At 64.3% G+C, this 8296-nt stretch carries 5 protein-coding genes and 2 pseudogenes; 3 read left to right on the forward strand and 4 right to left on the reverse strand.

From position 1 onward, the window contains the following. Positions 1–171: pseudogene (locus IC66_RS48555) on the reverse strand (MFS transporter); the annotation flags it as partial. 184 nt (positions 172–355) lie between these two features. Between IC66_RS48555 and thrS the strand changes: the two are divergent. After that, positions 356–2410: a threonine--tRNA ligase gene (gene thrS, locus IC66_RS0133205; RefSeq protein WP_038950527.1), complete on the forward strand. Its 2055-nt coding sequence runs from the start codon at positions 356–358 to the stop codon at positions 2408–2410. Between the two features lie 6 nt (positions 2411–2416). Here thrS and IC66_RS0133210 read toward each other — a convergent pair whose 3' ends face one another. Next, positions 2417–2788 (reverse strand): helix-turn-helix domain-containing protein, encoded by a 372-nt coding sequence (locus IC66_RS0133210; protein WP_028141115.1) that lies wholly within the window; start codon positions 2786–2788, stop codon positions 2417–2419. Between the two features lie 10 nt (positions 2789–2798). After that, positions 2799–3104, reverse strand: coding sequence for a type II toxin-antitoxin system HigB family toxin (locus tag IC66_RS0133215; protein WP_038950528.1), 306 nt, complete (start codon positions 3102–3104; stop codon positions 2799–2801). A gap of 145 nt (positions 3105–3249) precedes the next feature. Between IC66_RS0133215 and IC66_RS0133220 the strand changes: the two genes are divergently transcribed. Both IC66_RS0133220 and IC66_RS0133225 read left to right on the forward strand, forming a co-directional pair. Then, on the forward strand, positions 3250–3813 hold the full coding sequence (locus IC66_RS0133220; RefSeq protein ID WP_038950529.1) for a nitroreductase family protein: 564 nt from the start codon (positions 3250–3252) through the stop codon (positions 3811–3813). Between the two features lie 63 nt (positions 3814–3876). Beyond that, a complete protein-coding gene (locus IC66_RS0133225) occupies positions 3877–5145 on the forward strand; it encodes a serine hydrolase domain-containing protein (protein WP_038950530.1) in 1269 nt (422 codons plus the stop codon). Here the strand turns inward: IC66_RS0133225 and IC66_RS0133230 are convergent. Then, positions 5131–7592 (reverse strand): annotated as a pseudogene (locus tag IC66_RS0133230) (putative bifunctional diguanylate cyclase/phosphodiesterase). The gene IC66_RS0133225 and the pseudogene IC66_RS0133230 sit on opposite strands and share 15 nt — an antisense overlap. Positions 7593–8296 lie beyond the last annotated feature (704 nt).

The following is an 8296-nucleotide window of genomic DNA, read 5'->3' on the forward strand; positions in this document are numbered from 1 at the left end:
CAGCGTGATCGCGCCGAAGGTGATGAGGAGCCCGGCCGCGTGAATGCTGACGTCGAGCCCCGTCGCCAACTCCGGCAGCATGCCCGCCGGCGCCAGCACCGAGCAGCCGGTGACGAGATTGCCGAGCATCAAGGCGGTTGGCGCGAAACGCGGGGCGCGTGCATTTTCCATGCAATTGCATGTAGAGCAGCCACCGGGCCAGTTAAAGGGCCGGTGCGAAATAGTTCGTGCGCACGCCCGTTTTATGCGCCGATTTTCTTGGAATTGCCGGATTGCGCAGGCCGAATCGCCTGATATATCGCTCGTTCCCGCTTACCTGCGCTCGTTCGCAGGAGTGAGCCTCAGGAGAAAAGCAATGACCGACCAGTCCAAGGACCAGCCGAAGTCCGAATCCGGCTTCCAATATTCCCTCAGCAATCTGAAGCCCGTGACCCCCGCCGCCAAAGTTACCCTCACCTTCCCGGACGGCGCCCAGCGCCAATACGACCAGAGCATCACCGGCCTCGATATCGCCAAGGGCATCTCGCCGTCGCTGGCCAAGCGCACGGTCGCGATGGCGCTCGACGGCGTGGTCGCCGACCTCAACGATCCCATCGAGGCCGACGCCAAGCTCGAGCTGATCAGCCGCGAAGATCCGCGCGCGCTCGAACTGATCCGCCACGATTGCGCCCACGTGCTCGCTGAGGCCGTGCAGACGCTGTGGCCGGGCACGCAGGTCACCATCGGTCCCGTGATCGAGAACGGCTTCTATTACGACTTCTTCCGCAACGAGCCGTTCACGCCGGAAGACTTTGCCGCGATCGAGAAGAAGATGCGCGAGATCATCGCGCGCGACAAACCTTTCACCAAGGAAGTCTGGGACCGCGAGAAGACCAAGCAGGTGTTCCGCGACAAGGGCGAGGCCTTCAAGGTCGAGCTGGTCGACGCCATTCCCGGCACCGAGCCGATCAAGATCTACTACCAGGGCGACTGGTTCGACCTGTGCCGCGGCCCGCACATGACCTCGACCGGCAAGGTCGGTAACGCCTTCAAGCTGATGAAGGTGGCCGGCGCCTATTGGCGCGGCGACAGCAACAACCCGATGCTGACCCGCATCTACGGCACCGCCTTCGCCAAGCAGGAGGATCTCGACGCTTATCTCAAGCAGATCGAGGAAGCCGAGAAGCGCGACCATCGCAAGCTTGGGCGCGAGCTCGACCTCTTCCACTTCCAGGAGGAAGGTCCGGGCGTCGTGTTCTGGCACCCGAAGGGCTGGACCATCTTCCAGCAGCTGATCGCCTATATGCGCCGGCGCCTGACCGGCGATTACAGCGAGGTCAACGCGCCGCAGATCCTCGACAAGGTGCTGTGGGAGACCTCGGGCCATTGGGGCTGGTATCGCGAGAACATGTTCGCGGCGCAGTCGGCCGGCGACGAGGCCGAGGACAAGCGCTGGTTTGCGCTCAAGCCGATGAACTGCCCGGGTCACGTGCAGATATTCAAGCACGGCCTGAAGAGCTACCGCGACCTGCCCTTGCGCCTCGCCGAGTTCGGCGTGGTGCATCGCTATGAGCCCTCCGGCGCCATGCACGGCCTGATGCGCGTGCGCGGCTTCACCCAGGACGACGCGCACATCTTCTGCACCGAGGACCAACTCGCCGAAGAGTGCCTGAAGATCAACGAACTCATCCTGTCGACCTATGCCGATTTTGGCTTCACCGGCGATCTCACGGTGAAGCTGTCGACGCGGCCGGACAAGCGCGTCGGCACCGACGAGATGTGGGATCACGCCGAACGCGTGATGGCGACGGTTTTGCGCGAGATCCAGTCGCAGAACAATCACATCAAGACCGAGATCAACCCGGGCGAAGGCGCCTTCTACGGGCCGAAGTTCGAATATGTGCTGCGCGACGCCATCGGCCGCGACTGGCAGTGCGGCACCACGCAGGTCGACTTCAACCTGCCGGAGCGGTTCGGCGCGTTCTACATCGACCATGACGGCGGCAAGAAACCGCCTGTCATGGTGCACCGGGCGATCTGCGGCTCGATGGAGCGCTATATCGGCATCCTGATCGAGCACTATGCCGGCAACTTCCCGCTCTGGCTGTCGCCGGTGCAGGCGGTGGTCACGACCATCACCTCGGAAGGCGACGAATACGCCAAGGTGGTGATGGAGCAGGCACGGCGCGCCGGGCTTCGGGTCGAGATCGACCTGCGCAACGAAAAAATCAACTACAAGGTCCGCGAGCATTCGCTGGCCAAGATCCCGGCGCTGCTCGTGGTCGGCAAGAAGGAGGCCGAGACGCATTCGGTGTCGGTCCGCCGCCTCGGCAGCGACGGCCAGAAGGTGCTGACGACCGAGGAGGCGATCGCCGCCCTGGTCGACGAGGCGACCCCGCCGGACGTCAAGCGGGCGCGGGGCGCGGTCTGACGGCGTTCAAGCGGCTCTATCTTGCCCGACTTTGATGAGGGACTCGGCCGGAATGCCGAGGCCCTCATGCAGCCGTCGGATCATGCTGAGTGTCAATTCGCGCCGCCGGTTGAGCACTTCGTGGACCCGGTTGCGGCTGCCAATAAAGGGGATCAGGTCCCTCGGCTGCAGACCGCCCTGTTCCATATGATACTTGATGGCTTCGACCGGGTCCGGAAGGTCCAGTCGGTAGTGCTTCCGCTCCCACGCCTCCACGAGCGTCACAAGCACGTCAAGCCGATCGCCCTCAGGCGAGTTCCGGCGCGCACTCATCAACGTCTCGATCTCCTTGAGCACGCGACGATAGTCTCGGTTAGACTTGATTGGCGCGATTTCCATCATCGACCTTTTAAATGGTTTGCGCATCGATTGCGTCGTACTGCCGGTGTGTTCCAACAAAACGGATATAGACCACGCGGTATGGATAGTTGATCCAGACCACCACGCGATATTTGTTGCCGGCGACGTTGAACACGACGCGGCCATCCCTGAGGATACTGGCGGTTCGGATATCTCTCTTGACGTCCGCGGGCTTCGCCCAATCGGCCTGCTTTACCTGCCGAAACCAGGCCATCAGGGGATCGCGCGCATCGGAGGCCGCCTCGCCGGCCCGATCTAGAAAAGCCTTGATCGTGCCGAGCGCGATGATCCTCATTCAACTCATCTTAGCATAGTCCCATCTTGGGACCATAACTTTCTGGACGGGCGCAGCTGTCGAACTCATAATCACTCTAAAATCCCTTCCATTCGTCCCCTGCCGGGCCTATCTCCCGGCGAGAACAAAGCCATAAGGACGCCCCGTGCCCGACGCCATCGAACTCCTGAAGACCCGCCGCTCGGTCAAGCCGCGCGAGATGACCGGGCCTGGCCCCTCGGCGGCCGAGCTCGAGACCATCCTCACCATCGGCGCCCGCGTGCCCGACCATGGCAAGCTCGCGCCCTGGCGCTTCATCATCTTCGAGGGCGACGCCCGCCAGCGCGCCGGAGAGGTGATTGCCAAGGTGTTCGCCCGGAAGAATCCCGGTGCGCCCGCCGCCGACGTCGAGATCGAGCGCAAGCGCCTCACCGACGCGCCGCTGGTGATCGGCATCGTCAGTTTCACCAGGCCGCATCCGAAGGTGCCGGCGTTCGAGCAGGAATTGTCCGCCGGCGCCAGCGCCATGAACATCGTCACGGCCGCAACCGCGCTCGGCTATGGCGCCTGCTGGCTGACCGGCTGGTTCTCGTTCGATCGCGACGTGCTCGATGGCCTCGGCCTCAAGCCGGACGAAAAGCTCGCCGGCTTCATCCATATCGGCACGCCGACCAAGCCGAGCGAAGACCGTCCGCGACCGTTCCTTTCGGAAATCGTGACGCGTTTTTAATCGAACGCTTGTTGACGCCTCTGGCGTCTTGCGGCTTTCATCCCGGCCAGGGAGGAAGCCGGTATGAAGCGTCGTGATTTTCTGGTCGGGGCCGCGCTGCTCGCCGGCACGATGGCACGAAGCCGCGCCGCCGACATCCCCGCCCCGTCGTCCGAGGGGCTGGATCGCATCACTTCGTATTTCGACAACGAGGTGGGAAGCGGCCGGTTGCCGGGCGCCGTGATCCTGGTGCAGCAGCACGGCAAGCCGGTCTATCAGAAGACGTTTGGCGTGCGCGACGTCAGGACCAGTCTTGCGATGACGCCGGACACGATCTTCGCGATCCACTCGATGACCAAGCCGATCACCTGCCTTGGTGCGATGATGCTGATCGACGAGGGCAAGCTCGCCCTCACCGACCCCGTGTCGAAATACGTTCCCCTGTTTGCCGACACCAAGGTCGGCCTCGAAGTCACCCTGCCCGACGGCAAGCTGGAGCTCGATCTCGTGCCGCCGGTCCGCCCCGTCAACATCGAGGATTTGCTGCGGCACACCTCGGGCATCAGCTACGATTATATCGGCGGCAAATGGGTCGAGCAGGCCTACAAGGCCGCCAACATCTTCGAGGGCCAGTTCAACAACCGCGAATTCGCCGACCGCATCGCCAAGCTGCCGCTGGCGCGGCAGCCGGGAACGCTGTGGCGCTACGGCCATTCCACCGACGTGCTCGGCAGCGTCATCGAGATCATCTCGGGCCAGACGCTGTATCAGTTCCTGAAGCAGCGCATCTTCGATCCGCTCGGCATGAGCAGCACCAAATTCGCGCTGGCGACCGAGGACGAGCTCGCCCGTATGGCGCGGCCGCTGCCGAACGATTTCATCCTGCTCGCCGCCGAGCGTGACCGCCTCGATCATCCCGAATGGCAGTCCGGCGGCGGCGGCCTGCTCTCGACCATCACCGACTATCAGCGCTTCTCGCAGATGCTGCTGAACGGCGGCGAATTCGAGGGCAAGCGTTACCTGAGCCCTGCCGCGTTCAAGGCGATGACGACCGATCATATCGGGCCCGGCTCCGGCGTCGGACGCGACTATTTCTATTTTCCGGGCGACGGCTTCGGTTATGGCTACGGTCTTGCGGTGCGGACCGATCCGGGCAACGCCAAACCGCCGCCGCCGGGCTCGCTCGGCGAGCTGAAATGGGACTCAGGGAGCGGCACCTATTTCGGCGTCGATCCCAAGCTCGACATGATCTACCTCATGATGCAGCAGACCCAGAACGAGCGCAGCCGCATCACGCCCGCCTTCAAGGCGCTGGTCTACGACTGCTACCCCGAGGGGCTACGCCGCCCGTGAGGCGCGCTGACCGAAATCGGCGAGCAGCTTTGCGATCTCGGCCGCAGGCCGCGCCGCGCTGAACAGAAAGCCCTGCACCTCGTTGCAGCCCTCGGCGCGGAGCCAGTCGAGCTGATCCTCGGTCTCGACGCCCTCCGCGGTCGTGGTGATGTTGAGGCTGCGGCCGAGCCCGGAGATCGCGCGCACGATCGCGCTGCAATCGGGCCGCTGCGCCAGATCCTTGACGAAGGAGCGGTCGATCTTGATCTTGTCGAACGGAAAGCTCCTGAGATAGCTCAGGCTGGAATAGCCGGTGCCGAAATCATCCATGGAAATGCCGACGCCGAGCTCGCGGAGCTGGTGCAGGATGGCAAGGTTGGCATCAGTCTCCGCCAGAAAGACCGACTCCGTGATTTCGAGCTCGAGCCGCCGCGGCGACAGGCCGGACTGCGCCAGCGCCGAGATCACGATTTGAACCAGGTTGCGGCTGCGGAATTGCGCCGGCGACAAATTGACCGCGACCTTGACGTCGGCAGGCCATTTGACGGCCTCGGCGCAGGCTTCGCGCAAGACCCACTCCCCTAACTGCGTGATGAGGCCGATGTCCTCGGCAACCGGGATGAACTCCGCCGGCGAGATCATGCCCTTGTCCGGATGGCGCCAGCGCAGCAGCGACTCGAAGCCGGAGATGCGGTCGGAGGCGATCGACACCAGCGGCTGATAGTGCAGCTCGAACTCGCCATTGGCGAACGCACGGCGCAGATCGAGCTCCATGTCGCGGCGCTTCTGCGCCTGCAGGTCCATCTCGCGCTCGAAGAAATGGTGCACGCCGCCGCCGTCGGACTTCGCCCGGTACAGCGCCATGTCGGCATTGCGCATCAGCTCTTCCGGCGTCGTGCCGTCGCCGGGCGACAGCGCGATGCCGATGCTGGCGCCGATCACCATCTCCTGACCGTCGAGATCGTAGGGTGCCTTCAGCATGTCGATCAGCAGGCCAGCGCAGGCGCTGGCCTCGTTCGGCGAGACGTCGGCGGCAAGGATCACCGCGAATTCGTCGCCGCCGAGCCGGGCCGCCAGATTGCCGCCGCGGACGGCAAGGGTCAGGCGTTCGGCGACGTCCTTGAGCAGGCGGTCGCCGACGGGATGACCGAAGGAATCGTTGATGTTCTTGAACAGGTCGAGATCGATGTAGAGCACGCCGACCCGTTTCCCCGCTGCCTGCTCCAGCGCCTGCTTCAGGCGCTCCCGGAAATATTCGCGGTTCGGCAGGTCGGTGAGCCCGTCATGGTGGGCCATGTGCGCGATGCGCGCCTCGGCCTTGCGGCGTTCGGTGATGTCGACCACTGCGACCAGATAGCCGTCGCGATCGTCGAAGGCGACACGGCGGCCGAAGGTGAGCACCTCGATCTCGCTGCCGTCGGCGCGCAGATGCCGCCAGTTGCGCGAGGAGTGATAGGCTTCGCCAACGCGCTCCAGCGCCTCGGCGTGGCTGTCCCACTCGTCTTCCGGCCAGATCTCATGCAGCTTCATGCGCAGGAAGGTGGCGCGGCTGTAGCCGTAATGCTGGACCGCGGCGTCGTTGACGCCAAGGAACTCCTTGGTCTGCGCGTCGAACACCCACATCGGCATCGGGTTGCTGTCGAACAGCAGGCGGAACGAGGCGTCGCGCCGCTTCAACGCGGTGACATCGGAGATCGTCAGCGAGACCACGTCGGCGAAGGCCGTGGCGCTGAGGCGGAGGTGGCGTCCGTCGCTCTCGATCTCGAGCTGCTCGCCGCGCCGCCCGCGACGGCCTTGAGCAGGAAGCCCATGATCTCGGGCGAGGCCAGCAGCGTGTTGCCCTCGCCGATCCGCCGCCACAACAGACCTCCGCTCGCGACCTTCAGCAGCGCGCTTGCGCTGTTGTTGTGGTGCACGACCTGGAGATCGGACGGCTTGCCGCCGGCGTCGCGCAACGTCGCCAGCGAGATCACCGCATCGTCGGTCGAGGCGAAAATCGCATCCAGCAGATTGTACTGCGTGCCGCGCTCGTTGATGTAGGCGCCGACCAGCGTAGCGCCCCAGCGCGAGGCCGTCGGCAGCGCCAGCACATCGTAGGTCCGGACCATGCCGTCGCGCACGCAATGCGCGCTGGCGTGGTAAGGTCGTCCATTGGCAAGCGCGCTCGTCGCCGCTTCCGACAGTGCGGTGGCGCAATCCGGCGACAATTCGGCGACGGGAATGTCCCAGCGCTCCTCGCCGAGCCATTTCTGCACGTAGCGTCCGCTGCGCGACAGCTCGAGCGTGCCGTCGTTCCTCAGCAGCGCGATGTGATCGGCGAGCCGTCCGAGACTGCCGAGCATCACGTCCTCATAGCGCGGCAGCCGATCGCCCGGCTTCAGTGCGGCACGCCATTTGCGCTGAAGCACCGGGATGTCGTCGAACATTTCGGCGGCCGGTTTTCCCGACACTTTCTTCGCGGCATTCATGGCAGTCCCCAACGCACTTTCCCGGCGCATCCAATGCAGCTGCGCTTAACGACATGTAAAAAGACCGCAGGCGCGGGTTCCATTCGGCGATTATGACAGTTTTAAGTCGGGTGTTGGTTAGTGGGCGTTAGAGACTATGACGGTCGTGCGAAGGGGCTACGTCCGGGTGTGCGTTCGAAGTTTGGGCGCGCGTCTCTCGTGTCCCGGACGCGCTGCAACGCCCTTCGCGTTGCGGCGCAGAGCCGGGACCTAGCTGGCCGCAGCACGTGCTGCAACATGGGCCCCGGCTCTGCAGCGCACCGCCGAAGAGGCGCTGCGCTGCGTCCGGGGCACGAGAGTCGTCATTGCGAGCGCAGCGAAGCAATCCAGGCTGCCGCCGCGGAGACAGTCTGGATTGCTTCATCGCAAGAGCTCCTCGCAATAACGGCGTGTGAAGTAGCAGCTTCCGGCTCTCTCGTGTCCCGGACGCGCTGCAACGCCCTTCGCGTTGCGGCGCAGAGCCGGGACCTAGCTGGCCGCAGCACGTGCTGCAACATGGGCCCCGGCTCTGCAGCGCACCGCTGAAGAAGCGCTGCGCTGCGTCCGAGGCACGAGACCTATTCAATAGACACACCTTCGCAGCCTCGCGGCGCATTTCGCCCGAGCTTTGCTTGATCGCTTCACCCCCATTTGAAAGAGGGCGCAGGGAAGGCCGGGAGCCGGTT

The sequence above is a fragment of the Bradyrhizobium genomosp. III genome (assembly GCF_000261705.1).
In the GTDB taxonomy this organism is placed as follows: Bacteria; Pseudomonadota; Alphaproteobacteria; order Rhizobiales; family Xanthobacteraceae; genus Bradyrhizobium; species Bradyrhizobium ottawaense.

Bases quoted from the DNA above. Each gene is read 5' to 3' on its own strand.
- thrS (WP_038950527.1), top strand. From the start codon at position 356: ATGACCGACCAGTCCAAGGACCAGCCGAAGTCCGAATCCGGCTTCCAA.
- IC66_RS0133210 (WP_028141115.1), bottom strand. From the start codon at position 2,788: ATGGAAATCGCGCCAATCAAGTCTAACCGAGACTATCGTCGCGTGCTC.
- IC66_RS0133215 (WP_038950528.1), bottom strand. From the start codon at position 3,104: ATGAGGATCATCGCGCTCGGCACGATCAAGGCTTTTCTAGATCGGGCC.
- IC66_RS0133225 (WP_038950530.1), top strand. From the start codon at position 3,877: ATGAAGCGTCGTGATTTTCTGGTCGGGGCCGCGCTGCTCGCCGGCACG.